Genomic DNA, 26,852 nt, shown 5'->3' with positions numbered 1-26,852 from the left:
ATCAATACCTTATAAGCATATTTAGAATGTTTTTTTGATGAATAATCAGAAAGATAGTAAAAAATTTATTAAGAACCTATCCCTGAAGGGACATGTATTCAATATTTATATCATCATTGTTCGAGTTCCATAAATGTCCCAATGAACTTACCATGTATTTCTGTTAACTTTGAGTATAGTACCAGCTAAATTTAGCTGGTACACAGTAAATTACCCAACTAACGATATTCCCCTTATCCCGCCTTCTATAATACTTCCCCTGTCAGCCGATTCAATAAAATCAGCCCACCATTGCATCATAGGGCGTCTTTGCTCTAGGTAGTCACTACGATTATAGGCACGTCTAACTTCGTTTTTATCAACGTGGGCAAGGGCGGCTTCAATAACATCGGGTGGGAAGCCTTGCTCATTTAGGGCGGTACTAGCAATTGAGCGTAGACCGTGAGAAACCAAGACACCGCCGAACCCAGCGCGTTTTAATGCTGCATTGACGGTTTGGCTATTCATCGGTTGGGCAGGCTTGATACGGCTAGGAAAGATAAACTCACGATGACCACTGAGTGGTTTCATTAGCTCTAGAATAGCTAAAGCAGCGTCAGACAATGGAACGGTGTGCTCACGGTTCATCTTCATTCTAGCAGCCGGTATCTTCCATTCCTTGGTTTCAAAGTTGATTTCATCCCAACGGGCTTCAGCGGCTTCGGCAGGGCGCGAGATGGTGAGTAGCTGCCACATAAACAAACATCTGGTAGGTAAGATAATATTAGCTGTACGCATTGTCTGCATGAGCTTTGGTAGCTGATCAGGGGGAATACTTGGCATATTCTTTTTCTTGGGTTTTTCAAAAGCTTTGCCAATATTGATACTCGGTACGGCATCAATTAAGCCAGTATTTTGAGCATAGATCATCACTTCGTTGATACGCTGACATAGGCGACGAACCGTTTCTAGCGCACCTCTAGCTTGAACCGGTTGTATTGCTTGAACCAATATATGCGCTTTGATATCGGTAACGCTGATGTCACCAATGGCAGGGAACACATCTCGTTCAAGTGAGCGCCAGATATCATTACCATAATCTTCGGTTACGGTGGACTTCTTCACTTCCCACCAACGTTCAGCGACAAGTTGAAAGGTATTGGTTTTAGCCTCTTGAGAGTTTCTTATTTGATCTTTCTGATATTCTTGAGGGTCAATATCTTTTGCCAGTAATGAGCGAGATTCTGCTCTAAGTTTTCTAGCATCTGAAAGTGTGACTGCAGGGTAGGCCCCAAAACTTTGTTTGGTCCTTTGTTTTGTATACGGGCGGTAGTAACGGAATTGCCATAACTTGCTTCCGCTAGATTTGATTAGCAGTGTGAGTCCATCACCATCATACAGCTGATAGTCCTTGTCCTGTGGTTTAGCTGCTTTGATTTCGGTATCGGTTAATGGCTTTGTTTTTCTTGCCATGAAAAATCTCCATGCGTTTAGGCCCAACAAAGATGTTAGTTCTTTTCGTTGGGCCTATCAATGGGCCTAAAGGAATTAGCTTGGGTGGGATAAAATAGGACAGCGTAGGACATAAAAAAGCCCGTAACTCATTGAGTTAGCGGGCTTTTCAGTCTTCTTTGGACGTCCTTAGAAGATAATTTGGTGGAGCTGGCGGGAGTTGAACCCGCGTCCGAAATTTCTACATCCTCGGTACTACATGCTTAGTCTAGTCTTTAAATTCATTTGCCAACTGCGGACAGACACGCCATCAACAAACTATCCTGATTAAATTTAACGCTGCAACCCCAGGCAAGGCATTCACGCGATCTCTTTTGGGTTTGACCTCTCTTGATCCCCGTCCTAAGAGCGGAGGCTAGGGAGAGAGGGCTCTAAGCAGGTTATTAAGCTGCTAAAGCGTAGTTTTCGTCGTTTGCGACTATTTTTTTGCGGCTTTTTACGAGGCCAACCGCCCCTCGGCATGCACCTTGGGTTTCGCAAATCCCGTCGAATCCAGAATCAGCCCCAAGTTGTTGAACGCAGTATAACAGAAAATTATCCTATAAAGCTAGGACTTAGCGATTAGAATGTTTCATTATACGTGCTTTATCAAGTTGCCATTCACGTTCTTTGATATCAGAACGCTTATCGTGGGCTTTTTTACCCTTTGCAACACCGATTTTTACTTTACACCATGCATTTTTCCAATAGAGAGAAAGTGCGATGACGGTGTAACCTTCACGGTTGACTTTACCATAAAGGGTGTCTAATTCACGTTGATTTAACAATAGTTTACGACTACGTGTTGGATCACAAACAACATGAGTAGAAGCAACGTTAAGAGGCGTAAAGTTAGCACCAAATAAATAGGCTTCGCCATCTCTCAGTAATACGTAACTATCACCGATGTTGGCTTTGCCAGCACGCAGTGATTTAACTTCCCAACCTTGTAGGGACAAACCCGCCTCGAACTCCTCTTCGATAGAATATTCGTGGCGAGCACGCTTGTTCATAGCAATTGTTGCTGAACCGGGTTTATATGGTTTTTTCTTTGTCATAGTGCAATCATTATACTGTAAGCTGAGTCGAAAGAAATCTTTCTGCGTTGATATTTTTTTGATTGTGCATTTCTTGCCCTGTGTGGGTTTTGTTTTTTGTTTAACCAATCAATAGTGCTATTATATGCCCAGTTTTTAGGGATAGGAATTGATATGCCACAGATTAGTCGCTCTGCGTTAGTCCCTTTTAGCGCAGAACAAATGTATAAACTCGTAAATGATGTGATTTCATACCCAAGCTTTTTACCTGGGTGTGTGGGGAGTCGTATTATCAGTCACAGTGCTGAGGAAATGACGGCTTCTGTTGAGGTATCCAAAGCGGGAATTAGCAAAACGTTCGTTACCAAAAATGTGCTTGAAGACAATAAGTGCATACATATGCAATTAGTAGAAGGGCCGTTTAGTAAGTTGTCTGGCGGATGGAGATTTATTCCTCTCAGTGCGGATGCTTGTAAAATCGAGTTTCATCTTGATTTTGAATTCACCAATAAACTGATAGAACTAGCATTTGGCAAAATATTTAAAGAGCTTGCTAATAATATGGTTCAGGCTTTTACATTAAGAGCTAAGGATGTTTATAGTGTCTGATATCAATGTTGAAGTGGTGTATGCACTGCCAGAGAAGCAATATTTACTATCCGTAAAGCTTACTGAAGGTGTAACAATAGAAGAGGCAATTATCGCTTCAGGTATTCTTTCACTGCGTGACGATATTGATTTAAAAAAAAATAAAGTAGGGATATATAGTCGTCCTGCAAAACTTTCTGATACTGTGCAAGATGGGGAGCGGATTGAAATCTATCGTCCTTTGCTTGCAGATCCAAAAGAATTACGCCGTAAGCGTGCTGAAAAATCGAAAGAAGCGAAAAGTAATTAAACTTCAGTTAATTGATAAACCGAGCTATTTGCTCGGTTTTTTGTTTATGTTTGCTGTGACTTTATAGCCTAGAAGGCATTATCAGACATTTATAAAAACACAAGTAACTACCTGCTAAGGCTCGGTTATGGGTAGTTACATTTTTAGTTCTATATTAATGCATATGCATTATTAGTCAGCGGTTTTAGTCTCAGCAGCTTCCATCGATTCCTGAGCTGCAAGGTTCTTCTCATTTTTGATGTCAGTAAGAATACCGTTGCGATCAAAAATAAGTGTCAGAGTTTCTTGCTTGACCGGATCATGCCCCAGCTCTTGACGGAATACGTAATACCAGGTTTGAGTACCAAACGGGTCGGATAACATTGGTGTGCCCAAAGTATAAGCGACCTGTTGCTGTGTCATTCCTTTTTGGATCTTAGCAACATCTTTCGCTGTGAGGTAATTACCTTGGTTAATGTCTGGGTGATAGACAAGACGTTCCATCATTGAACAGCCCGTAGACATTAATGCGAGTGATAGTGCAGCAGCAGTTAACAATTTATAACGCATGGATATCTCATTCCTTTTGGAGTCAGAACATCAATGATAATCGACATTGATACATTTTAAAACCTTCCTTATCGACTCTAAGACCACATGAGCGCAAAAAAGTTGTCAAAAATTACGCTGCAAGCAATTCTTTTGCATTTGCCAACGTGTTTTTTGTGACCTCAGAACCTGCTAGAAGCCTTGCAAGTTCTTGTAATCTTGCTTTTTTATCTAATAATTGCATGTGAGTTTCAGTTTCAATGCCATTTGTTTCTTTGCTCACATAAAAATGATGATGACCACATCCCGCAACTTGTGGTAGATGCGTTACACACATCACTTGCGTCGATTCGCCGAGTTCACGTAATAATTTACCCACAATGGCAGCAGTAGGGCCACTAATACCAACATCAACCTCATCGAAAATTAATGCGGGGGTATCCATTTTTTTCGCAGTAATCACTTGGATAGCAAGAGCTATGCGTGAAAGTTCGCCACCTGAAGCGACTTTTGCTAGTGCTTGATGTGGCTGCCCTGGATTGGTTGTAACATTGAATTCAATTTTACAAGCGCCATCAATTTGGAGTTGTTCTGGTATAAATTTTACATCAATTGTGAATAAGCCATGAGGCATTGATAATTGGTGCATGCTATTTGTAATAAGTGTGCTGAGTTCTTGTGCATAATGTAAACGAACATGGTGCAAGCGTTCTGCGTAAGAGAGAGCTTTTTGGTGGTCAGCAAAGACTTGTGCATTTAGTGCCTCACAATCTTCGTTTTGGTTAGCAATTTGCGCTTGTTCAGATGAAAGCTGTTGAAATAATTCAGGTAGAGCCTCGGGAGCAATGCGATGCTTGCGCGCTAAGCTAATTTGCTTAGAAATGCGCTGTTCAAGTTCAAACAAGCGATTAGGATCTAGCTCATATTGGTCGCAATAATGTTTTATTTCATCGCTGACTTCACTGACTTGTATTGATGCTTCTTCGAGCATATCAAGTAACCCTGAGAATTTAGGGTTTAGTGCAACAAGATCGGTTAATTCACTTTTTGCCATGTTTAGCAGGCTGATGACATTAGCACCATCATCTTCAGACAAAATTTGTGCTGTATTTTGCCCAATCGTTAAAAATTGACCATGATTGGCGAGTTGTTTGTATTCTTGGTCAATTTCCTCAAATTCACCTTGGACAGGAAGAAATTCATTAAGCTCTTTTAAATGGTAATCCAGCAGTTGCTGACGTGATTCACGTTCTTGCATTTGCTTTTGAAATACAGCGAGTTGCTGACAGGAATCATGCCATGTTTGCCATGCTTTTTTCATTTGTACAAGCAATTCTTGCTGATTTGCATAGGCATCAAGTAAGGATTTTTGATGAGTATTATCAAGCAACAGTTGGTGAGCATGTTGGCCATGAATTTGGATTAATAGGGTGCCTAATTCTCTGAGTTGAGATAAGGGAACCGATGTGCCATTGATAAAGCCCCTTGAGCGCCCATCAGAGGCAATAGTACGGCGCAATAAACATTCGTTTTGATTATCAAGTTGGTGTTCTACCAACCAATTTGCGGCTATTTTTGCATCAGATAGAGAGAAGCGGGCACAGAGGTCAGCCCGTTGAGCACCAGGACGAACCATATTGGCTTCACCACGGTTACCTAAACACAGGCCAAGCGCATCAATTGCAATAGATTTACCCGCACCAGTTTCACCAGTGATGGCTGTCATACCGCTACGAAAATCAATTTCTAATTCACGAACGATAGCAAAATTACTGATAGTTAATTGAGTAAGCATCTGCGCTCTCCTGTAAAAATACACACCTGTGTTTTCATACAGTTTATCCTGTTTTTTTATACAGTAAAGAGGCAGAGTAAAATAATTAGAAAGTTTTTTTTGCCCATCCTAATTTTGAACTTAACGTATTGAAATAATTATAATCTTTAGGATGAACTAAATTGAGGTTTTTATTACTGCGTTTTACAATAACCTCTTCACCATCTTGAATTGGCAACATAATTTGGCTATCGCAACTGACTTCATAATCAATATTCGTGCGTAAGAATTTCAAGCGTATACTACTGTCGCTGCTGATGACTAAAGGACGAGAAGATAGTGTGTGTGGGAACATGGGAACTAAGACAATGGCATCCAGATTAGGAGTTAAAATAGGGCCTCCTGCCGATAGCGAATAGGCTGTTGAGCCTGTTGGTGTAGCAATAATTAACCCATCAGAACGTTGTGAGAATGCAAATTTATCATCAATATAAACTTCAAACTCAATCATATGAGCGACTTTCCCAGGGTGGAGTACGATTTCATTGATCGCACTGCTCTTCCGCGCTTTTTGATTAGCCTTAATCACTTGAGCTTCAAGAAGAAAACGTTGTTCTTCACGGTATTCTCCTTCAAGCACGCGTGAAAGTTGCTGTAAGGCATTATCGGGGTCAAGGTCAGTTAGAAAACCTAAATTTCCACGATTCACACCAATAACTTTATTGTTATAGCGAGATAATATACGGGCTGCACCTAACATGTTACCGTCCCCTCCCACGACGATGACTAAATCGGCTTGTTGGCCAATTTCAGTTAATGTGCCAGTTGTCGCATTTGTTAACTTCAAGTCTTTAGCAACTTGTTTGTCGATAATGGCATGGTAATTTTTTGAAATTAACCAGTGATAAATCAGTTCATGGGTTGCTAACGCTTCAGGATGCCTTGGGTGCCCGACAATGCCTATCGTTTTGAAGTGAGAATGTGCTGTATTATTGTCCTTTTGCATACTTTTTTGGCCTCTCATTGTATGACTTCCCTTGAATCCCTGTATTAGATCCCCATAATACTCTCATATATGGGATTAATGCTAAATACGCGGAGATATTCATGAGTAGTAAAGACCAAAACATGCATGATGAGCAAGCTTCTGAGTTAAATGAATCACAAAAAGTTCAAGCAGAGCAAGAAGTGAACGCCCAGCAAGTAGAAGATGCACAAGCAAATGAACAAGCGTTAGCAGCGCGTATTGCTGAGCTTGAAGAGCAATTAGCCGCTTCACAAAAGACCGAACGAGAAGCAATGTTACGCGCTCATGCTGAAATCGAAAATATTCGTCGTCGTACAGAGCAAGATATTGAAAAAGCACATAAATTTGCACTTGAGAAATTCTCAAATGAGCTTTTACCTGTGATTGATAATTTGGAACGTGCGATCGATGCTGCTGATCGCGATAATGAGCAATCTAAAGCCATGTTAGAAGGGCTAGATTTAACGCTGAAAACGTTCTTGGATGCTGTCGCTAAGTTTGGTATCGAACCTGTGGGGGATGCGAATGTGCCATTCAACCCTGAAGTTCATCAAGCAATGACAATGATTGAATCACCTGACCACCAACCTAATCATGTGATTAACGTGATGCAAAAAGGGTATACGTTAAATAACCGATTACTCAGACCAGCAATGGTTATTGTTTCGAAATAATTGTTTAAATGGGATACATGTGTATCCCATTTTTTTGCTTACCTAAAATATGCAGCTATTCGTTAATAACTGGATTCCAGTCAATTGGCGCTTTACCTTGCTGAGTTAAAATTTCATTGGTCTGTGAAAAATGCCCACAACCTAAAAAGCCGCGATGCGCAGAAAGCGGGGAGGGATGCGGTGCTTTTAAAACATAATGGCGTTTGGTATCAATGATTTTCCCTTTTTTCTGCGCATGGGCACCCCAGAGTAAAAAGACTACACCTTTGGTATTTTCATTAATAGCTTCAATAACTTTATCTGTAAATGTTTCCCACCCTAAATGTGCATGAGAGTGCGCATTAGCTTGTTCAACAGTGAGTACAGTATTAAGTAGTAATACACCTTGCTGAGCCCAACTCAGTAGATAACCATGTGATGGTCTTGTAAACCCTTCGATATCGTTTTCGAGTTCTTTATACATGTTCACAAGGGACGGTGGTGGCTTAATGCCAGGCAAAACTGAAAAGGAAAGTCCATGGGCTTGGCCTGGACCATGGTAAGGGTCTTGACCCAAAATAACGACTTTAATATCAGCAAGTTCGGTATAGCGAAAAGCATTAAAAACATCATCTTGCGGAGGATAGATTATTTTACCTGCTTGGCGCTGTTGTGCGACATAGGCTAATGTTTCTTTAAAATACGGTTTTACTTTTTCGGGGCCAATAACGTCGTGCCATGTAATGGTATTTGACATGAAATTTTCCATAACAATGAATGTTGGCTGGCGCAATTTATAACTGAACCAAATGATGGTAATAAGCTTACTGGTTCGTTGGGCAGAGATAAAGCCCTGATCTTTATAATTACGCTTCAAATTAATTTGAAAATCTATAAAAATAATTAAAAATTCATTATGGCGAATATTGATTTAAATCATAAAGTTGAATGGATTTGATTAATTGCTATACGGAACAATTGATAAATATCAAAGAAAGTGACCTGTTGAGCTGGTATAAAATAACTATAGACATTGGTTAGACCAAATATCCAATTGCAAATTTACATAAGATTGATGGTTAATGCAGCTTTGATTGATATAAAAAATCGGGCGCAATCAAGTTCGAACGTGGAGGTCGACATGATTACAGGTATTCAAATTACTAAAACTGATAATGCAGCATTACTGAATTCTTTCTGGTTACTGGATAACGAGAAAAATGAAGTTCGCTGTGTTTGTGCTAAAGCAGATTATAATGAAGGCCAAATCGTTGATAAAAATGAATTAGGTGCTTTTGAATATCGCGAAGTTCCACTGGAAATGAAGCCAACTGTACGTGTAGAAGGTGGACAGCACTTAAACGTTAACGTATTAAGCCGTGAAACGTTAGAAGATGCAGTGAAAAACCCAGAAAAATACCCACAATTAACTATCCGTGTTTCTGGTTATGCGGTTCGTTTTAACTCATTAACCCCTGAACAACAACGTGATGTTATTACTCGTACTTTCACTGAAAGCCTGTAATAAAGTTTAAACACTATTACATCTAGTACAGTATAATAAATTCTAAAGCCATTGATATCAATGGCTTTTTATTTGCCTCTAATAAAGTTGATTATTTCTCTTCACTGCTATTTAGCTTCCAATGCTCTTCCAACATACGCATTTGTTAGGGAGAATTCATGCCTTTTTCAATACAACCAACACTTGATTCTGTGGATGGCCTTTCTCTTGCTCGGGAAGGATTAGACATTTACTTGCAAAATCGCAGTTTAGATATTTCATTATGTGAAAGAGAGCGTTGGCCAAAAAATACGTTAAAAGAACATTTTTTTGGCTGTGACGCACAAAAAAAAGACTTTGTTTTAGCCATGTTATCGTATGGGGCTTACCATACAGATTGGGAACAGATGTTAGGTGTAGAGAGATTAAATACGCCTCAATTGAATGCATTAGGTATTGATACAGAGTTACTTGGTGACGTATCCTCAGGATTTCAAGCCAATATATGCAGATTTAATAATTTATATATTCTTTGTTTTGCTGGTACAAACGATATTGTGGATTTCTATGCCAACATCCGTCAAGGCTTAGGGCAGTATGAACCCCAGTATTATCAATCTGTTGGTTTGACCAATATTTTATTTAACGCAGTAAGAGGAAATCTGATTTGTACGGGGCATTCATTAGGTGGTGGCCTTGCGTCAATTGCCGCATTGGCGAGCCATAGCCCTGCAGTTGTGTTTAGCCCCGCAGGGCTTGCAAGGAATACGGTAAATAAGATCGGGCTTGATTATGATGCTGCGGAACGAATGGCGAATGAAGGGCTGATACGATTTTATACTGTGCAATATGACTGGCTTGATTCTTTACAAAATACTTTACCTATCCCTTCAGCGCTGGGAACGCGTATTAAAATGGCTTATAGCGAACAGAGTTCTTGGAAAAATTGGTTACCACACCGATTCTTAACAAGAAGTTTTATTGCACATACGATGGTTAAAATTATTAAGGTGATGTGTAAACATAAACCGTGGAATAATTGGAATGCGATTACTGGGGAGTATGATAAAGCTGTCGAGCTCCCGCTAAAAGTGTTCCCAATCATCGAAGAGCAACAAAAAATTAATTGGCAAGAAAGTTGTAAAAGTGCCATTAGAAAAGGCAATGTTGTTGAGTTTTCAAATCTTTTAGAATGTCATAATAAAGCATGTGACCTTGATTTTTTAGCGAATCAATCAGCAAGGGCTATGAATGGGCAGTTTATGCAAATCCTGCTCGATTCACAGTATGGGCAAGCCATTAAAAATACACAATTAATCCAGCAAAAAAGTATTTTACATGTAGCGGCTCAAAGTGGCCGAGTGATGCAGTCTAAAATATTGTTAGATAATGGTTTACTGGTTGATATAAAAGATAATTTAGGAAATACACCACTCCATGATGCTTTAAATAGTCATGCTTTAGATGTTGCTGAATTGTTGTTAGTCAATGGGGCAGATTGGCGGGTAAAAAACAATCAAGGTTTTGATTGCAAAGATATTATTAATAATCACATCATTAAATATGATGCATTAACGCAAGAAGGGAAAAAAATGCGAGAAAAAATTATTCATATGATGAATTAAATAAAAACGGGCCGAAACCCGTTTGATTGGTTATTAGTCTTTATCGCTAACTGCTGATGCAGCTGGACTGACTGGAGTACGACGTTTCCCAATATTCTTCTTATCGCGATGGCGTACTTTTTCTTTTTTCTTCGCTTGTTCTTCTTTCTTTTTCTCTTTGCGCTTTGCCAGCACTTTCTTTGATGGTTTTGGCTTATTTAACATCGCTTCAGATGGCGCTTTTGTTGTTGGGCGCAAGGCATCTATAACACGCACTTTGATCGGGTCTTCAATGTAGCGTGTAATTTTACCCAGTAATGGGAAGTCATGGGCTTCAACTAAGGAAATTGCTGTACCTTTGCGACCGGCACGGCCAGTACGGCCTATGCGATGTAAGTAAACGTCAGCAGTTCTTGGTAAGTCGAAATTAAAAACATGACTGACGTTATCGATGTCTAAACCCCGTGATGCCACATCCGTCGCAACGAGGACTTTAACTTGCCCATCAACAAGGCGACGTACCGCTTCGTTACGTTTCGCTTGAGGCATTTCACCTTCCAGATAACAAGGCTCAATACCTGCTTCACGTAGCCACTGAACAAGCTCGCGTAAGCGTTCACGTTTGCGTACGAACACAATCGCTTTTGTCACTTCTTCTTGTTTCAGTAAGTGGCATAGTAATGCAGTTTTGTGTTCAACGGTATCCGCACGGTAATGAAATTGCTGGATTTTTTTACGTTCACGTCGAGATGGGTCCGCATCAATTTCAACGGGATCTTCTAGCAAGCGCTCTGCAAAGTCACGGATGGCTTCACCTTCAAGCGTCGCTGAAAATAGCATGGTTTGTTTGCGCCAGCGCGTTTCGCCTGCAATAGTTTCAATATCGTTTGCAAACCCCATATCTAACATACGGTCAGCTTCATCTAGGATCAAAATCTCAACCGCGCGGCAGTCAAAGTTTTCTTCTTTAATGTACTGTAATAAGCGACCTGTTGTGGCAACAACGATATCTTGGTTTTCGCTGAAAATTTCAGCGTGGTTCATATAAGCAACACCACCTGTGATTGTTGCAATGTCTAGGTGATTATGTGCGCATAATTCTTTTGCTTGGTCAGCAACCTGCATAGCTAATTCACGGGTAGGCGTGACAATCAGAACGCGTGGTGGCCCTGATTTTTTTCTTGGGAAATCAAGTAAATGTTGAATTGCTGGCAGCAGGAATGCCGCTGTTTTACCTGTCCCTGTTGGTGCTGAACCTAACACATCACGACCATCCATTGCAGCTGGAATAGCCGCAGCTTGGATAGCAGTGGGACGTTGATAGCCTTTATCTGACAGCGCGTCAATTAGGCTTTCATCAAGATCAAGTTCAGAAAAAGTGGATGCAGTCATGATATACCTCTATTTGGGGCGCTGATTATAAACAGGTTAGCAAAATTGTTCACCTGAAAAAATCCGCTTTTCACAAGTGTAACTGTTTTCAGGTTAGACAGGGAGCGATAACTCGAGGAAAAATTAGCGAAATGACAAAAGAAATCAGGAGAGCCGAAGCTCTCCTGAACTAGATATTTGTTAGCTAAGCATATTAATCAGCCAAGTATGGTATGGAATACCCACTAAGTCGATGAGTACTGCACCGCTTAATGGCACAATCATAAACGCTTTCATGGAAACTTGTTTGTAACGTTCACAAACGGATGACATGTTCGCCATCGCATTTGGTGTTGCACCTAAGCCATGCCCCATCAGACCTGCACACATTACTGCGGCATCGTAGTTTTTCCCTAACAACCTAAAAATAACAAATATGACGAGCAAAATTAAAACGACAACTTGTGCGAATAGAATGGTAAAGAGTGGGAGAGCCACAGCTTTTAATTCCCAAATCTTCAGTGACATCATGGCCATAGTTAAGAAAAGACCGAGGGACACTTCAGAAATAAGATCGATAGATTTTTGGTTGATACGGAATAATTCAACCTGATCATTAATATTACGGATGACAATTGCAATGATCATCGCGCCAACGTAGCTCGGTAGTGAAAAACCAGTGGCTTTAGTGAATTGCGCAGAGGCAAATTGACCAATGACCATGATCCCTAAGATCAAGGCAAGCATTTTTAAGAAAGCATGTGCATCGATAGACTCAATTTTCCCTGCAATAGTTTCAGGAACTTGAATTTTTTCGACTTTTTCGTCTGCTTGAATACGGACATTGAATTTTTTAATCAAATAGGTAGCGATTGGCCCCCCCAATAAGCTTCCCGTAATTAACCCAAAGGTCGCGGCAGCTATCGCGGCAACTGTTGCTGATTGTACGCCAAGTCCTTCGGCCATGCCGCCAAAGGCAGCAGCGCCACCATGGCCACCCGTGAGTGAAACACCGCCAGCCATAATACCAATGACAGGTTCGATACCTAATAGATGCGCTAACCCTGCCCCAAAGGTATCTTGGAAAATGACCACAAACCAGCAAATAAACAGGTACATAAATAATAAGCGACCACCTGTTTTGAGAATTCGGAAACTGCCATCAATACCGATTGTGGTGAAAAATGCGACCATCAAGAAGGTTTGTAAACTGGTATCAAAATTTATTTCAGCGAGGTTGAACGATTTCAGTCCCCAAATGATTAAACTCACTAAAAATCCGCCAATGACAGGAGATGGAATACAAAATCGTTGTAACCACTCAATGCGTTTTTTTAAGTGGATGCCCATGAGGAGGCAGATGACGGTAAGGAATAAGGTGGATAGTGTGTCTAGGTGTAGAATCATAAGTTTCCCTTTGTGTTATACCTTTATCTTGCTAGCTACAGCGTTGTTGGCTTCACTGGCTCACCCTAGTCACATACTCCAGTATGCTCCTAGGGATAACCCAGTTTGCCGCCTAGCTGTAACTTGAAATCTAAAGGCATAAAAAAGACTTTGAAATCAAAGTTCAGCATTACTGTATAAACTAGTGGTGACATATAAATTTCATGTCACCTACAACTCATCAATGTATTATTTTTATGGCATTGTTACTGAGTTGCTATAAAGGCATTTGTATTTATCAGTCGAATTGTTGTGTTGTTTTATTAGAATAAATATTGGTAAATCAAATAAGCCGCAAGCTTGGCGGTATGGTTGTCAATATCAAATTCAGGGTTGCACTCCGCAATATCGAAGAGGGCGATTTTTTTGCTGCCTTTAATAACGGCAAAAAGTTCATCAAACGTTTCGGTAGAGATACCTTTAGGTGCAGGGGCGCTGACACCTGGGGCAATAGCGGCAGAGAATACATCTAAATCCACAGTGATATACAAATAATCAACGCCATCGATGAATGCTTGAAGTTGTTTAACAGCTTGTGGAAGTTGCGAAAAGCTTAGCTGTTTATCACGAAGGTATTGGCAGCCTAAACGGTCTGCAGTATCGAATAATACCTTGGTGTTGCCATGATCAGCGATGCCTAAACACAGGTAGTGGAAAGGGCGCTGGTGTTTCTGACATAATTGCGCAGATTGTAAAAAAGGCGTGCCAGAAGTTGCTTCAGGGGCTTCACGTAAATCAAAATGGGCATCAAAATTGATGATCCCAATCGTTTTGCCTGATTGATTTTGTTCGACATAATCAAATAACCCTTGGAAGCTAGCAAAGGCCACTTCATGGCCACCACCTAATATAATAGGGTGCTCATTTGCAGTTAAACTTTCAATAATTTTGTCAGATAAGCGGCGTTGTGCAGATTCAAGATCGCCATCATCACAACTCACGGTTCCCAGATCTTTCATGGCTAGCGGCTGGTGGATAGGTAACCCAGCAAGTTGGCGACGAATAGCATCAGGCCCTGCTTTAGCCCCTTGTCGGCCTTTATTGCGTCTTACGCCCTCATCAGAGGCAAAGCCTATCAACGTAAATTGTGCGGGTGATACTTTGTTAATCACTTGATGAATACGCAAATGTTCTTGTGTTTCACCATCCGTGCGCCCTTGCCATTGGAAAGGTTGTGTCATAGTTACTCCAAATTAATCAATTTAGTGATGTTATCTGCCGCTTGACGTGTATGCATAATTAACTCGTCAACACGGTGAGTTGAGCGAAATTCAGGAGCCATAACAGAGACGACGGCCAGTACATCATTTCCTTTAAAAATCGGGGCGGAAACGCCAAAGACCCCCTCATCGATCTCACTGGTTGATGTGCCGTAGCCTTGTTTGCGGATCTGCTGTAAGTCTTGTTGTAATTTCAGCTTATCGACGTCAGAAACAAGCTGTTTTGCATGTATCTCAAACACGTATTCTTGGTACTGTGTTTGATGAAAAGCTAACAATGTTTTGGCACTGGCCCCTTTGATTAGGGTATTACCGCGACCAATGATAAATGAGCAACGTAAGGCTTGTTCGCTTTCTATCATGTCTACACAAATCGTTTCTCGCAGATTTGAGGTGATAATCGCTGCGGTTTCTCGTGTTTTTTTCGCTAATGATTGAAGTTCTGATTTTGTGGCTTCCATCAATAAGCTGTGGTGATAGTATTTTTCGTGATTTTTGATACTCTGCGAGCCGACACAATAAGTACCATATTGCTTTGCATGAGACACAAATTCCCAATCTATGAGAATTGTCAGTAAGCGATAAACTGTTGATAATGGAATGTCCAGCGCAGTTGAAATAACCTGTGGCGTCACTGGGGATGCGCAACTCGTGATGTAGGACAAGACATCTAGGGTTCTATTAATGCTGTTCATCGCATCTCCTTTTTTTCGAACTTAGCAGTAAACTTTTTGTGCCTCAAATATAATTCTCATATTATAAGAATTATATTGTAACGAATAGGTTAAATGATGACTTTTATTTGCTCAATATGAGAAAATGGTCAGTTCCAGGTAAGTAGAGTGTGTGGATGAGCAATCAGAAAAAAAACTACCGAAAAGGTGGGTTTACATTTAAACAGTTTTTTGTGGCCCATGACCAATGTGCAATGAAAGTGGGCACTGACGGCGTATTATTAGGGGCATGGGCACCTATTGGTCATGTTCAATTTGCATTGGATATCGGTAGTGGGAGTGGGTTAGTCGCGCTAATGTTGGCACAGCGACAACAAAGTGCACAAATTGATGCTGTTGAATTGGATGTTCAAGCTGCGCAGCAAGCTCAATGTAATTTTGTGGCGTCACCTTGGGCGAAACAGTTACAGATCATCAATCAGGATATTATTCACTATAGTCAGCATTCACTCACTCAATATGATTTGATTGTAAGCAATCCGCCTTATTTTGAGCCCGCGGTGGCGTGTCGAGATGAACAACGTGACCAAGCGCGCTATACAGGCGCACTAACCCATGACGTACTATTAGAATGTGCACAGCGTTGTTTAACGGAAAATGGGTTATTTTGTTTAGTGCTACCGTATGAAGTTGGTGAGAAAGTGCAAGCAATGGCTGAAAGTAGGGGGTGGTTTACGGCGTTGAGAGTCAATGTTAGTGACAAACCAACAACACCATTTCACCGTATGTTATTGGGTTTGCGGTTAGTTAATTCACACACTCAGGTAAGCAATTTAGCACTAAAAGCACAGAGCGGTGAGTATACTGAGGATTTTCGCGCATTGATTCAGCCGTTTTACCTTAAATATTAAAACCAACGGAACAGTTATTCCGTTGGTTTCGTGGCTTTATTCAGGTTTCAGGACAGTTGGACCTGAATTTTCTAACATATCTGGATAGTCTAATGTGTAGTGTAGCCCACGACTTTCTTTGCGCGCTAAAGCGCATCGCACCATTAGCTCCGCGACTTGTACAAGGTTTCGTAACTCTAGTAAGTTATTGGAAATACGGAAGTTAGCATAATAGTCATGAATTTCTTGCTGTAATAAATGAATACGTCTGAGCGCCCGTTCGAGGCGCTTAGTGGTTCTCACAATCCCCATGTAGTCCCACATAAATAAACGTAATTCATGCCAGTTATGTTGGATTACAACTTGTTCATCGGAGTTATGTACTCGGCTTTCATCCCATTCAGGTAAATGTGGGACTTCAGCAATATTTTGCAGTGTCGATTTGATGTTTTCTGCGGCTGACCAGCCATATACAAGGCATTCTAACAATGAATTAGATGCCATGCGGTTCGCTCCGTGTAGGCCAGTATAACTAACCTCACCAATAGCATATAAGTGGGCAATATCAGTCATACCCGTGTGATCGACTATCACTCCGCCACAGGTATAATGTGCCGCGGGCACGATAGGAATAGGTTCTTTGGTGATATCTAACCCTAGCGTCATTAATTTGGCATAAATAGTTGGGAAATGATGTTGCACAAAATCGGTTGGCTTATGGCTGATATCAAGATACATACAGTCTGCGCCAAGACGTTTCATTTCGTGGTCAATGGCTCGTGCAACAATATCACGAGGTGCAAGTTCTTCTCGTTCGTCATAATCAGGCATAAAGCGGCTGCCATCAGGGCGTTTTAAATACGCGCCTTCACCCCGTAATGCTTCGGTAAGTAAAAAGTTTCGTGCTTGTGGGTGGAATAGGCAAGTGGGATGAAATTGGTTGAACTCTAAGTTAGCAACACGGCAACCTGCCCGCCATGCCATTGCAATGCCATCCCCTGACGAAATATCGGGGTTAGTGGTGTATTGATAGACTTTTGCCGCGCCACCTGTGGCTAAAATAACGGTTTTGGCGCGGATCGTTTCAACTTGCTCTTGTTTCCGATTCCAAACGTAAGCCCCCAAAATACGTGAGGGTGCCTTGTCTTCGGATAGAATTAAATCAACAGCATTATAGCGTTCTTTTATATGGATATTCGGGTGAGCAAAAGCGAGGTCAACAAGCGTAGTTTCAACTTCTTTTCCTGTCGCATCAGCATGGTGAAGTATGCGACGATGGCTGTGACCACCTTCTCGCGTTAAGTGGTACTGAGTCTCGCCACTTTCTGTGATTTCAGTATCGAATAAAACACCTTGGTCAATAAGCCACTGCACGCATTCTTTTGCATTGGAGGCGATAAATTCAACTGCACCTCTATGACAAATGCCTGCTCCTGCAATGAGGGTATCTTCAACATGGGATTCGATGCTGTCGGTATCATCAAATACGGCGGCAATACCACCTTGGGCATAATAAGAAGCGCCTTCACTCAAGCTGCTTTTACTCAAAATAGTCACTTGGTGGAAAGGTGCAAGACGTAAGGCGGCGGATAGCCCTGCGACACCACTGCCAATGATTAAAATATCAGTGTAATGCTGTGTGGATCCGTTCATGAGTGTTTGCTGTATATAATAGTATGTAGTGTGTTTTTTTATGTTAGCCTATCAGATTGTCGATTACTATTGCTGGATAGATGTTTACAGTCACTATCTTGAGCTAGGTCTATTTACTTATTCATATCGAATAAATGTGATAGCTATAGCATTCATTTGCAAAATCCGTATGCTGTGTTCTTGACCTACAAGGTATTTGTATACAACTGTTTTAATAAGGATCTTTGGGATCTTCGAAAATGGAAATCCAGCACTTTTGTAAATTTTTGACTATTTTTTTAGATTAAATTGAACTTCAATGGTTTCTATAACTCAAAGTAGTGCTTGCTTTAGGATGGGAGAACATGAACAAGTCAACATATTATCAGCCTGAGTTCGGGAGATGCTTCCCGAAATGAGCGAGCAATTAACAGACCAATTATTGGTTGAAAAGGTACAAAAAGGCGATCAACAAGCTTTCAACTTACTGGTAATTAAATACCAGCACAAAGTTGCAAGTTTAGTATCCCGTTATGTACCGCAAGCGGATGTGCCTGATGTAGCACAAGAATCATTTATAAAAGCGTATCGTGCTATTGGATCGTTTCGTGGTGACAGCGCATTTTATACTTGGCTTTATCGTATTGCGGTCAATACGGCTAAAAATTATTTAGTCGCACAAGACAGACGCCCTCCCGCGTCAGATCTTGAAGCGAGTGATGCTGAAAACTTTGAAACCGCCGGTGCTTTAAAAGAAATTTCGAACCCAGAGAACTTAATGTTGTCTGAAGAATTAAAGAAAGTTGTTTTCAAAACCATTGAATCCTTGCCTGAAGACTTACGAATGGCAATCACACTTCGTGAACTTGATGGTTTGAGCTATGAAGAAATCGCTGAAATTATGGATTGCCCAGTAGGTACTGTACGTTCCCGTATTTTTAGGGCAAGGGAAGCGATTGATAATAAAGTACAACCTCTGATTCAACAGCACTAACGCTATTAAATCAGTAGATTAATTATAATTGTGATGCAATTAACTGAAGGTAATTGGGCATGCAAAGAGAGAAACTTTCCGCAATGATGGATGGCGAAGCTCTAGATTTAGAGCTTGTAAACGCCATTTCATGTGATTCAACGTTAAAACAACGTTGGGAGAGCTATCATCTTATTCGTGATACTCTACGTAATGATACTGGCGATGTCATACATTTTGATATTGCAAGTAACGTTGCGGCGGCATTAGAGAATGAAGCTGTGCGTATTAATCCTCAGGTAGTTGTCGAATCGCAGCCTGAACCTGCGACTTGGGGGGCTTTCCCGTTCTGGGGTAAAATCCGTCCTTGGGCGAGCCAAATAACTCAAATTGGTGTTGCAGCATGTGTTTCATTAGCTGTTATTGTGGGGGTACAACAGTACAACCAAAGTAATGCTGTTGATTCCACCGTTGATGAGCCAATGTTCAATACCATTCCTGTTGGAAGTGGTGCGCCTGTAAGCCTGAATATTTCAGATAACCAATTATTTGGTAATGAACAACAACTGCAACAGGTTGAACAACAAAATCAACGTATTAATTCGATGCTGCAACAATATGAAATTGAAAGACGCTCGATGCTGAATCAGCAATATCAACAGTCTGAACAACCTGCATCTGCGGCAGGAGTTAAGCTGAAATAATGAAAAAATGGTTATCCGTCATCTGCCTGACGGGCAGCCTGATTATTTCTAATCAAGCTTCGGCATCTGAACAGGGTGCCGATGTTCTTTTTAAAGAAATGGGGAATGCTGCCCAAAACCTTTCTTATGAAATGTCATTTATGACATTCAGCCCGCAAACAATTACACCTGTAAGATATCGCCATGCAATTATTGACGGTATTCCTGTTTCACAAATGATCCAGATGGATTCATCACGCCGAGAGATTGTTCAAAAAGGTAATAGGATTAGTTACTTTGAGCCAGGCTTCGATGCGTTTAGTTTGAATGGTCAAAATATCGTTGATAATTTACCGTCTGTTTTATTTACAAATTATGAACAGATAAAGCCTTACTACAATTTTATTGATGCGGGGCGCACACATATTGGTGATCGACCTGCTTTGGTGATCCGCATAATATCGAAAGACAATTCCCGATTTAATTATGTACTATTAATCGATGAGGAAACGAAACTGCCGCTACGTATTGATTTGTTAGATAATAACAGCCAAACGTTAGAGCAATTTCGGGTTATCTCTACAGTGCTAGATAGTAAAACAGTGAATGATTCACTACTTGCATTGAGTAAGGTGAACATGCCGCCGTTATTGGTATATCCGAAAAATACGGCACCATCCTTCAAATGGCAAGTGGGGATGCTTCCTCCAGGCTTTGAAGAAACATCGCGTTCTGTACGTAAATTAAGTGAAGATGACGTTGTGGAAAGTGCAATGTTCAGCGATGGGTTATTTACCTTCTCTGTGAATGTGACAAAATCGGTGAAAGGCCCGTTGTTAGATCAACCAATGCAAAATGGGCGTCGTTCAATTTATACTATGACACAAAAGCAAAATGTCATTACAGTAATTGGCGAATTACCTTTACCAACGGCACAAGTTATCGCAGGTAGTGTTCAGTTTCGGGAGTAGGTTATGGTAAAAGAGTGGGCAACTGTCATTCGTTGGCAAAACGGAAGGGCACTGCTGCGTTATGGCTCTTCATCAGGATGTGGAAGTTGCGGTGCTCGTAAAACGTGTGGCTCTTATGCGCTCAGCAAAATAGGGCCGAACACGGAACATGAATTAGAAATTGCTATTGAGCAGCCTTTAGTCGTAGGACAAAAAATCGAGGTTGGTATTCCCGAAGGGAGTTTAATTCGTTCGGCGATGCTGGTGTACTTAACGCCAATTTTAGGATTGTTTATTTTTGCTGGGTTAGCTCAATCGTTTGATTTTAGCCAATTTTTGGTAGCGACTTCTGGTGTAGTAGGTGGTGTGGTTGGTTTTTATACTGCACGGAAATTAGCTTCTCATTGGCGTGATGATGACGCATTTCAGCCTGTCGTCTTGCAAATAGGTTTACCACCTTCCGAGCTTTCAGTACAGGTTAACTGCTAAATATCAATAGATTGTATTCAATTCATTATTTGATACCATGATAAAAAAGGGGGAAAACGTGATGTTTTCCTTTTGTAGTTTATTGGTTTAAATAATCAATTAATTGATTTTTCAGCCTCTTTTGAGATAAAAATCAAAATAGGCTTGTTATTATTCGTAATAAATGAGTATTTAGAGGGTTAAATTAGCGCTAAATTAGTGCTCTAACTCATTAACCTTTGGCAAGTTTACAGTTGTTTTACATTGAATCTTTGTGTTAGCGGGGTCTTATATGTAAAATGCTGCTAATTAACAATCTTGTGATAATCATAGCATTTTAGTTTTGTCGCGATATTTGCACAAAACTGATTTTGTAAGGCAATTTAAAAGAAGATATTACCTTGAAAATCAATAATATAAGAAACTTTTCTATCATTGCTCATATCGACCATGGCAAATCCACGTTATCTGATCGTATTATTCAGATTTGTGGTGGTTTAACGGATCGCGAAATGGCAGCGCAGGTTTTAGATTCAATGGATCTGGAACGTGAGCGTGGAATTACCATCAAAGCACAGAGCGTTACGCTCGATTATAAAGCCTCTGACGGTGAAACCTACCAATTAAACTTTATCGACACACCAGGCCACGTTGACTTCTCTTATGAAGTTTCGCGTTCTCTTGCGGCGTGTGAAGGGGCATTGTTAGTTGTCGATGCAGGGCAAGGTGTTGAAGCGCAAACATTAGCTAACTGCTATACAGCGATTGAAATGGATTTAGAAGTCGTTCCTGTTTTAAACAAGATTGACTTGCCAGCGGCAGACCCAGAGCGCGTTGCTGATGAAATTGAAGACATTGTAGGCCTTGATGCCCACGATGCCGTTCGCTGTTCTGCAAAAACGGGTATTGGTGTTCAAGATGTGATTGAACGCCTTGTTAAGGAGATCCCACCCCCAGTTGGCGATGCGGATGCCCCACTACAAGCACTGATTATTGACTCTTGGTTTGATAACTATTTAGGCGTTGTTTCGTTGATTCGTATTAAAAACGGGTCACTGAAAAAAGGCGATAAAATTAAAGTCATGAGTACAGGACAGGTCTATAACGCTGATCGCCTTGGTATTTTCACACCTAAACAAATCGACCGTGATGTACTTAGTTGTGGCGAAGTAGGCTGGTTAGTCTGCGCAATTAAAGACATCACTGGTGCGCCAGTAGGGGATACCTTAACGGGCGCTCGTAATCCTGCGGAAAAAGCACTACCAGGCTTTAAAAAAGTAAAACCACAGGTTTATGCAGGTCTATTCCCTGTTAGTTCTGATGATTATGAAGGTTTCCGTGATGCGCTAGGTAAGCTTAGCTTAAATGATGCCTCTTTATTCTATGAGCCTGAAACATCGACTGCTTTAGGTTTCGGTTTCCGTTGTGGTTTCCTTGGCTTATTGCATATGGAAATCATTCAAGAACGTTTAGAACGTGAATACGATCTTGACCTGATCACTACGGCACCAACGGTTGTATATGAAGTTCAACAAACCAACGGTGAGATTGTTTATGTGGATAGCCCATCAAAGCTACCAGCATTAAACAATATTGAAGAACTGCGTGAGCCAATTGCAGAATGTCACATGTTAATGCCTAAAGAATACTTAGGTAACGTGATTACACTTTGTATTGAGAAACGTGGCGTTCAAACCAATATGGTCTATCATGGTAATCAAGTTTCCTTGACATATGACATTCCTATGTCTGAAGTCGTACTGGATTTCTTCGACCGTTTGAAATCAACATCTCGTGGTTATGCGTCATTGGATTATGCATTTAAGCGTTTTCAGCCATCAGATATGGTTAGGGTTGATGTGCTTATCAACAACGAACGTGTTGATGCATTAGCATTGATTACACACCGCGCAAACTCACAATATCGTGGTCGTGAATTGGTCGAGAAAATGAAAGAACTGATCCCTCGCCAGCAGTTTGATATTGCTATCCAGGCCGCGATTGGTAACCATATTATTGCTCGTTCTACAGTTAAACAGTTGCGTAAAAACGTACTTGCCAAATGTTATGGCGGTGACGTTAGCCGTAAGAAGAAACTGTTGCAGAAGCAAAAGGATGGTAAGAAACGTATGAAACAAGTGGGTAACGTTGAGCTACCACAAGAAGCGTTCCTTGCTATATTGCATGTTGGTAAAGACAACTAAGTTTACAAGGAGTCTCAATGGCTAACACCTTTGCCTTGATCCTAACACTGGCAACCTTAATCACTGGGATTATATGGTGTTTAGATAAGTTTAAATTTGCGCCTGCGCGTAAAGCAAAACTGAAGCAGTTACAGGATGCAACAAATGGTGCAGTGAGCGAAGCGGATGTGGCGAATGCTGTCCGCCGCCCTTCATGGCTAGAAACAGGGACATCAATTTTCCCTGTGTTAGCTATTGTACTGATTGTACGGTCATTTATTTATGAGCCGTTTCAAATTCCATCAGGGTCAATGATGCCAACGTTATTAGTTGGTGACTTCATGTTGGTTGAGAAATTTGCATACGGCTTAAAAGACCCTATTACACAAACGACACTGATCGAAACAGGTAAACCAAAACGCGGAGATATTGCAGTATTTAAATACCCTCGTGATACAAATGTCGATTTTGTTAAACGTGTAATCGGTTTGCCAGGTGATAAAATTGTTTATAATCCAGATGCCAAGGAACTGACGATTTATCCAAATTGTGCGGATAATAAATGCACAGAAAATTTGCCGATTACTTATGGGCCATTAGCCCCAAGTGAATGGACAATGTTTTTTGATGTAGCCTCTGTTGTTGATAGTCAAAAAGGGAATTATGAAGTTCCACTAGATCAAGAGCTGCCACGTAATGCACTGCGTCAATATGAGCGTAGCGAAAAACTCGATACAGTTGAACATCAAATTCTAATTATTCGCCAAGCCGTCACTGAAGCAAAATATTTACAACCAGGAATGCCATTAAACGAGTGGATTGTTCCTGAAAAACAATATTTTATGATGGGTGATAATCGGGACAACAGCTCTGACAGCCGTATGTGGGGTTTTGTTCCTGAGCAAAACTTAGTGGGCCGCGCCGTGTTTATTTGGTTAAGTCTCGATAAGCAAGAAAACGAATGGCCAACAGGCATTCGCTTTAGTCGAATTGGTCCACTATAATTTCATTGATTGGATATGCCAACAGTGAAGGTGCGGGTTTTCATTTGAAAATCCGCATTAACCGAAGCATTATTATTTTACCCAGTGTACAATATAATTTAATTAATATTATTGGCTCCCCAATTATAACTCCTTTCTTTTGTAACTCATTGTAACTAATAAAATTTATCTCATTAGTTCTACTGAGCTACAAAAAATGTGGGTAGGTAAGGAGTCAGTGCAAACGCAACAGTTTTGTAAAATACATTATTTTACAGGTCTGTTGCGTGTGCTTTTTTTATCAAATAAAAATGGTTGGGCGCACATGAACCCCTCTTTAGTAGAAAGATTACAACGTAAGCTTGGTTATCAATTCAAACAACATGATTTGTTGATTCAAGCTTTAACTCACAGAAGTGCAAGCAGTAAACATAATGAACGCCTAGAGTTTTTAGGGGATTCAATCTTAAGTTTTGTGATTGCAAATGACCTGTATCACCGTTTTCCTAAAGTGGATGAGGGAGATATGAGCCGGATGCGGGCAACACTTGTTCGTGGAAACACATTGGCAGAAATTGCCCGTGAGTTTGAACTGGGTGAGTGCTTACGCTTAGGTCCAGGTGAGTTAAAAAGCGGTGGATTTCGTCGAGAGTCAATTCTTGCAGATACAGTGGAAGCACTGATAGGTGGTATTTTCTTAGACAGCGATATCCAAACGATTGAAAGAATTATTTTAGATTGGTATCAAAGCCGATTAATTGAAATTAGTCCGGGTGATAAACAAAAAGACCCGAAAACACGGTTACAAGAATATCTGCAAGGGCGTCATTTACCATTACCGAACTATTTAGTAGTTCAAGTAAAAGGTGAGGCTCATGATCAGGAGTTTACGATCCACTGCCAAGTAAGTGGTATCGAACAACCCATCCATGGTGTTGGTTCAAGTCGTCGTAAAGCAGAGCAAGCCGCAGCAGAGCAAGCATTGAAAATTTTGGAGCTTGAATGAGTGAATTACAATCCCACTGTGGTTTCGTTGCCATAGTTGGACGGCCGAATGTCGGTAAATCGACATTATTAAATCAATTACTGGGGCAAAAAGTCTCGATCACCTCGAGAAAGCCACAGACGACTCGCCATCGTATTATGGGGATCCACACAGAAGATAATTATCAAATTATCTATGTTGATACCCCAGGGTTACATATTGAAGAAAAACGTGCGATTAACCGTTTAATGAACCGTGCAGCATCAAGTTCTATTGGTGATGTTGAGCTGGTCATTTTTGTCGTTGAAGGTACCAACTGGACCGCTGATGATGAAATGGTTCTGACCAAGCTATCAAGCTTACGTTGCCCTGTCATTTTAGCAATCAACAAGATTGATAACGTGATTGATAAGACGGTTTTATTGCCACATATTGGCATGATCAGCCAAAAAATGAATTTTTTAGATGTTGTACCAATCAGTGCTGAAAAAGGCACAGGCGTGGATACAATCGCTAAAATTGTGAAGCAACATATCCCTGAAGCAACACATCATTTCCCAGAAGATTATATTACAGATCGTTCTCAACGTTTTATGGCGTCAGAAATGATCCGTGAAAAGCTGATGCGCTTTCTGGGTGATGAATTACCTTATTCCGTTACCGTTGAAATTGAACAATTTAAAGTCACCGAAACAGGTATTTACCATATTAATGGTTTAATTCTTGTGGAACGTGAAGGCCAGAAAAAAATGGTCATTGGTAACAAAGGTAGCAAACTGAAAACTATTGGTACGGAAGCGCGTATCGACATGGAACGCATGTTTGATAACAAAGTTCACCTTGAGCTTTGGGTCAAAGTTAAATCAGGCTGGGCGGATGATGAAAGAGCATTACGCAGTCTGGGTTATGTTGACGATCTAAAATAGTAGGTGGCGGAGTGAGTGGTTGGCAACGCGCATTTGTGCTCCATTCAAGGCCTTACAGTGAAACAAGTTTGTTACTTGACTTCTTTACTGAAGGTGAAGGGAAAATTCGCTTACTGGCTAAAGGCGCTCGCCGAAATCGCTCCCCTTTAAGAGGCTGTTTACAGCCTTTCACACCTTTGTTAATCCGTTGGAGTGGCAAAGGTGAAATCAAAACCTTAATTAATGCAGACCCTGTTTCGTTGGCGCTTCCCCTGAGTGGAACTGTCCTTTATAGCGGTCTTTATCTTAATGAATTAACCGCACGAGTGCTTGAGTTTGGAACGCCTTATTCCGCGTTATTTTTTGATTATCTTTCTTGTTTACAAGTCCTTGCCGCAAGTGAGCGTACCCCTGAATTTGCCTTGCGCCAGTTTGAATTAGCACTATTATCCTACCTTGGCTATGGCGTGGATTTTTTACATTGCGCAGGCAGTGGGGAGCCTGTTTCTGACACAATGACTTATCGCTACCGTGAGGAAAAAGGTTTTATAGGCAGTTTGATTGTTGACCAACTTAGTTTTACGGGTAAACAATTAAAAGCACTTGCAAGCCGTGATTTCCCTGATGCTGACACCCTAAAGGCCGCAAAACGTTTCACTCGCATGGCGTTAAAACCTTATTTAGGTGGCAAACCATTAAAAAGTAGAGAGTTGTTTAGGCAATTTGTCGTTTCACCTACCCCTGCGAACAAATCAAGTTAATAGTTCATTATTGATTTTATTTATGTATTAACTGCTATGCTTTGTTTTATTTCTCTTTTTATCTCTTTCTAACTTATCGTGTTCAGCTCTGTATTTGTTGTATCTCATTTTATGGTGTTAAACCACTAAGTTTGGGGCTTCATCTTAAAGTTTACGAAGCGCTTCGCAAAAATTTTACCCTTCACATGTAATCGCGTTGTTGTTTTGGAATTTGCCTCGAATGATACAAGATT

The 26,852-nt window shown here is 40.8% G+C and carries 26 protein-coding genes and 1 other RNA gene; 15 read left to right on the top strand and 12 right to left on the bottom strand.

Annotated elements, in window-relative coordinates:
• Positions 1-210: 210 nt before the first annotated feature.
• The 3 genes from KDJ85_RS07220 to smpB form a co-directional block, all read right to left on the bottom strand.
• The gene (locus KDJ85_RS07220) at positions 211-1,452 is read right to left on the bottom strand and encodes an integrase (protein WP_225819067.1); all 1,242 of its coding nucleotides are present in this window, start codon (positions 1,450-1,452) and stop codon (positions 211-213) included.
• Between the two features lie 181 nt (positions 1,453-1,633).
• Positions 1,634-1,997, bottom strand: a transfer-messenger RNA (tmRNA) gene (gene ssrA / locus KDJ85_RS07215).
• A gap of 48 nt (positions 1,998-2,045) precedes the next feature.
• The gene (gene smpB, locus KDJ85_RS07210; RefSeq protein WP_206082532.1) at positions 2,046-2,528 is read right to left on the bottom strand and encodes an SsrA-binding protein SmpB; all 483 of its coding nucleotides are present in this window, start codon (positions 2,526-2,528) and stop codon (positions 2,046-2,048) included.
• A gap of 153 nt (positions 2,529-2,681) precedes the next feature.
• Here smpB and KDJ85_RS07205 point away from each other — a divergent pair, with 153 nt between their 5' ends.
• Positions 2,682-3,116: a type II toxin-antitoxin system RatA family toxin gene (locus tag KDJ85_RS07205; protein WP_225819066.1), complete on the top strand. Its 435-nt coding sequence runs from the start codon at positions 2,682-2,684 to the stop codon at positions 3,114-3,116.
• The gene (locus KDJ85_RS07200) at positions 3,109-3,405 is read left to right on the top strand and encodes an RnfH family protein (protein ID WP_225819242.1); all 297 of its coding nucleotides are present in this window, start codon (positions 3,109-3,111) and stop codon (positions 3,403-3,405) included. Before KDJ85_RS07205 ends, KDJ85_RS07200 begins: the two co-directional genes overlap by 8 nt.
• Before the next feature lie 171 nt (positions 3,406-3,576).
• Here KDJ85_RS07200 and bamE read toward each other — a convergent pair whose 3' ends face one another.
• From bamE to nadK, 3 genes are all read right to left on the bottom strand, one after another.
• Positions 3,577-3,954, bottom strand: a complete 378-nt coding sequence (gene bamE / locus KDJ85_RS07195) for an outer membrane protein assembly factor BamE (RefSeq protein ID WP_206082529.1) — start codon at positions 3,952-3,954, stop codon at positions 3,577-3,579.
• Positions 3,955-4,066: 112 nt separating this feature from the next.
• Entirely contained in the window at positions 4,067-5,728 is a 1,662-nt protein-coding gene (gene recN / locus KDJ85_RS07190) for a DNA repair protein RecN (protein WP_225819065.1), read from the bottom strand.
• Positions 5,729-5,813: 85 nt separating this feature from the next.
• Positions 5,814-6,713 carry an NAD(+) kinase gene (gene nadK, locus KDJ85_RS07185; protein WP_225819064.1) on the bottom strand — a complete coding sequence of 300 codons (900 nt, stop codon included), beginning with the start codon at positions 6,711-6,713 and terminating at the stop codon, positions 5,814-5,816.
• 101 nt (positions 6,714-6,814) lie between these two features.
• On the opposite strand from nadK, the gene grpE reads away from it, so the two are divergent.
• Complete coding sequence (gene grpE / locus KDJ85_RS07180) at positions 6,815-7,408, top strand: nucleotide exchange factor GrpE (RefSeq protein WP_225819063.1); 594 nt, start codon at positions 6,815-6,817, stop codon at positions 7,406-7,408.
• Positions 7,409-7,463: 55 nt separating this feature from the next.
• Here the strand turns inward: grpE and ung are convergent, their stop codons facing one another.
• Positions 7,464-8,144, bottom strand: coding sequence for a uracil-DNA glycosylase (gene ung, locus KDJ85_RS07175; RefSeq protein ID WP_225819062.1), 681 nt, complete (start codon positions 8,142-8,144; stop codon positions 7,464-7,466).
• 384 nt (positions 8,145-8,528) lie between these two features.
• Between ung and grcA the strand changes: the two genes are divergently transcribed.
• Positions 8,529-8,912 (top strand): autonomous glycyl radical cofactor GrcA, encoded by a 384-nt coding sequence (gene grcA / locus KDJ85_RS07170; protein ID WP_225819061.1) that lies wholly within the window; start codon positions 8,529-8,531, stop codon positions 8,910-8,912.
• Positions 8,913-9,070: 158 nt separating this feature from the next.
• Entirely contained in the window at positions 9,071-10,516 is a 1,446-nt protein-coding gene (locus KDJ85_RS07165; RefSeq protein ID WP_225819060.1) for a Tle-like phospholipase domain-containing protein, read from the top strand.
• A gap of 33 nt (positions 10,517-10,549) precedes the next feature.
• Here KDJ85_RS07165 and srmB read toward each other — a convergent pair whose 3' ends face one another.
• The 4 genes from srmB to KDJ85_RS07145 all read right to left on the bottom strand — a co-directional run bounded on the left by srmB (position 10,550) and on the right by KDJ85_RS07145 (position 15,227).
• Positions 10,550-11,887, bottom strand: coding sequence for an ATP-dependent RNA helicase SrmB (srmB, locus tag KDJ85_RS07160; RefSeq protein WP_225819059.1), 1,338 nt, complete (start codon positions 11,885-11,887; stop codon positions 10,550-10,552).
• A gap of 180 nt (positions 11,888-12,067) precedes the next feature.
• Complete coding sequence (gene gltS / locus KDJ85_RS07155; protein WP_225819058.1) at positions 12,068-13,273, bottom strand: sodium/glutamate symporter; 1,206 nt, start codon at positions 13,271-13,273, stop codon at positions 12,068-12,070.
• A gap of 302 nt (positions 13,274-13,575) precedes the next feature.
• Entirely contained in the window at positions 13,576-14,493 is a 918-nt protein-coding gene (hutG, locus tag KDJ85_RS07150; RefSeq protein ID WP_225819057.1) for a formimidoylglutamase, read from the bottom strand.
• A gap of 2 nt (positions 14,494-14,495) precedes the next feature.
• Positions 14,496-15,227 carry an IclR family transcriptional regulator gene (locus KDJ85_RS07145; RefSeq protein WP_225819056.1) on the bottom strand — a complete coding sequence of 244 codons (732 nt, stop codon included), beginning with the start codon at positions 15,225-15,227 and terminating at the stop codon, positions 14,496-14,498.
• A gap of 155 nt (positions 15,228-15,382) precedes the next feature.
• On the opposite strand from KDJ85_RS07145, the gene trmN reads away from it, so the two are divergent.
• On the top strand, positions 15,383-16,117 hold the full coding sequence (trmN, locus tag KDJ85_RS07140) for a tRNA(1)(Val) (adenine(37)-N(6))-methyltransferase TrmN (protein ID WP_225819055.1): 735 nt from the start codon (positions 15,383-15,385) through the stop codon (positions 16,115-16,117).
• A gap of 36 nt (positions 16,118-16,153) precedes the next feature.
• Here trmN and nadB read toward each other — a convergent pair whose 3' ends face one another.
• Positions 16,154-17,749 (bottom strand): L-aspartate oxidase, encoded by a 1,596-nt coding sequence (gene nadB / locus KDJ85_RS07135; RefSeq protein WP_225819054.1) that lies wholly within the window; start codon positions 17,747-17,749, stop codon positions 16,154-16,156.
• A 394-nt stretch (positions 17,750-18,143) separates the two neighbouring features.
• On the opposite strand from nadB, the gene rpoE reads away from it, so the two are divergent.
• The 9 genes from rpoE (at position 18,144) to recO (ending at position 26,619) form a co-directional block, all read left to right on the top strand.
• The gene (gene rpoE / locus KDJ85_RS07130; RefSeq protein WP_206082517.1) at positions 18,144-18,722 is read left to right on the top strand and encodes an RNA polymerase sigma factor RpoE; all 579 of its coding nucleotides are present in this window, start codon (positions 18,144-18,146) and stop codon (positions 18,720-18,722) included.
• 59 nt (positions 18,723-18,781) lie between these two features.
• A complete protein-coding gene (rseA, locus tag KDJ85_RS07125) occupies positions 18,782-19,405 on the top strand; it encodes an anti-sigma-E factor RseA (protein ID WP_225819053.1) in 624 nt (207 codons plus the stop codon).
• Positions 19,405-20,355, top strand: coding sequence for a sigma-E factor regulatory protein RseB (rseB, locus tag KDJ85_RS07120; RefSeq protein WP_225819052.1), 951 nt, complete (start codon positions 19,405-19,407; stop codon positions 20,353-20,355). Before rseA ends, rseB begins: the two co-directional genes overlap by 1 nt.
• A gap of 3 nt (positions 20,356-20,358) precedes the next feature.
• Positions 20,359-20,823 (top strand): SoxR-reducing system protein RseC, encoded by a 465-nt coding sequence (rseC, locus tag KDJ85_RS07115; protein ID WP_225819051.1) that lies wholly within the window; start codon positions 20,359-20,361, stop codon positions 20,821-20,823.
• Between the two features lie 386 nt (positions 20,824-21,209).
• The gene (gene lepA / locus KDJ85_RS07110) at positions 21,210-23,006 is read left to right on the top strand and encodes a translation elongation factor 4 (protein WP_225819241.1); all 1,797 of its coding nucleotides are present in this window, start codon (positions 21,210-21,212) and stop codon (positions 23,004-23,006) included.
• 17 nt (positions 23,007-23,023) lie between these two features.
• On the top strand, positions 23,024-23,989 hold the full coding sequence (lepB, locus tag KDJ85_RS07105; protein ID WP_206082512.1) for a signal peptidase I: 966 nt from the start codon (positions 23,024-23,026) through the stop codon (positions 23,987-23,989).
• A gap of 304 nt (positions 23,990-24,293) precedes the next feature.
• The gene (rnc, locus tag KDJ85_RS07100) at positions 24,294-24,974 is read left to right on the top strand and encodes a ribonuclease III (RefSeq protein ID WP_206082511.1); all 681 of its coding nucleotides are present in this window, start codon (positions 24,294-24,296) and stop codon (positions 24,972-24,974) included.
• On the top strand, positions 24,971-25,879 hold the full coding sequence (era, locus tag KDJ85_RS07095) for a GTPase Era (protein ID WP_225819050.1): 909 nt from the start codon (positions 24,971-24,973) through the stop codon (positions 25,877-25,879). The genes rnc and era overlap by 4 nt, the downstream gene beginning before the upstream one ends.
• An 11-nt stretch (positions 25,880-25,890) precedes the next feature.
• Positions 25,891-26,619, top strand: coding sequence for a DNA repair protein RecO (gene recO / locus KDJ85_RS07090; protein ID WP_225819049.1), 729 nt, complete (start codon positions 25,891-25,893; stop codon positions 26,617-26,619).
• The last annotated feature ends 233 nt before the right edge of the window (positions 26,620-26,852 follow it).

Source organism: Providencia vermicola (assembly GCF_020381325.1).
Lineage (GTDB): Bacteria > Pseudomonadota > Gammaproteobacteria > Enterobacterales > Enterobacteriaceae > Providencia > Providencia vermicola.
This window is presented reverse-complemented; position numbering and strand designations above follow the sequence as displayed.